Origin of the sequence: Ferrovibrio sp. (genome assembly GCF_002796975.1) — a bacterium.
GTDB lineage: Bacteria > Pseudomonadota > Alphaproteobacteria > Ferrovibrionales > Ferrovibrionaceae > Ferrovibrio.
The window spans coordinates 284-1267 of the sequence record NZ_PEKV01000037.1; the positions used below are offsets into that span (position 1 = coordinate 284).

Consider the following 984-nt stretch of genomic DNA (forward strand, 5'->3'; position numbering starts at 1 on the left):
AGCTTCTCCACGACGCGCGCGGGATACCGGGCGTTGCTGGCATGGGTGCGCGGGCACGGCGACCTGATCCGGATCGGGATCGAGGGTACCGGCTCTTACGGTGCTGGCCTGACCAGGCACCTTGCCAAGCACGATGTCGTCATCCTCGAAGTCGACCGACCCGACAGATCGGATAGGCGCCGAAAGGGCAAGGATGATGACCTCGACGCCATCAACGCTGCGCGCGCCGCACTCCACGAACGACGCACCACGATCCCGAAGTCCAGGGACGGTGCTGTCGAAGCGCTCAGGATCCTGCGGGTCGCACGCGCCCAGGCGGTCCGCGAACGACGCAATGCACTGCAGCTACTACGGATGTCGATCGTTGCAGCGCCAGACGAAGTCCGCGATCAGGTCCGAGACCTCACCCGCATGCAGCTGATCGGCCACCTCGCCGCCTGGCGCCCCGACATCTCCAACACGACTGACCCCGTAGTCGCCTACCGGGTCGCGTTGAAGTCGTTCGGCAGGCGATACCTCGAGGTCACCGATGAGATCGCTGACCTCGATGACCTGATCAACCCCATCGTCGAAGCCCTCGCTCCGCAGCTGCTCGAACGAGTCGGGATCGGCATCGAAGTCGCCGGGCAACTACTCGTCACCGCCGGAGACAACCCTGACCGGATGAGATCCGAAGCCGCGTTCGCGATGCTCTGCGGCGTCTCGCCTCTGCCCGCCTCATCCGGAATGACACAGCGCCACCGCCTCAACCGCGGCGGAGACAGACAAGCTAACCGCGCCCTCCACCTGACCGTTATTAGCCGGCTCCGGCTCGATCCACGAACGAAGGCCTACGTCGCGAAGAAGACCGCCGAGGGCCACTCCAAGATGGAGATCATCCGCTGCTTGAAGCGATACCTCGCCCGCGAGGTCTACTTCCTCCTCAACCCCGGCATCGAACACATCGCCCCGAACACGAAACGACCCCAAATCGCCGCTTGACTC

At 64.4% G+C, this 984-nt stretch carries 1 protein-coding gene; it reads left to right on the top strand.

Going from position 1 to position 984, the window contains the following annotated elements; translation table 11 throughout:
- The coding region (locus CTR53_RS21110) for an IS110 family transposase (RefSeq protein ID WP_290818464.1) at positions 1–981 on the top strand (981 nt) is incomplete at its 5' end.
- Between the last annotated feature and the right edge of the window lie 3 nt (positions 982–984).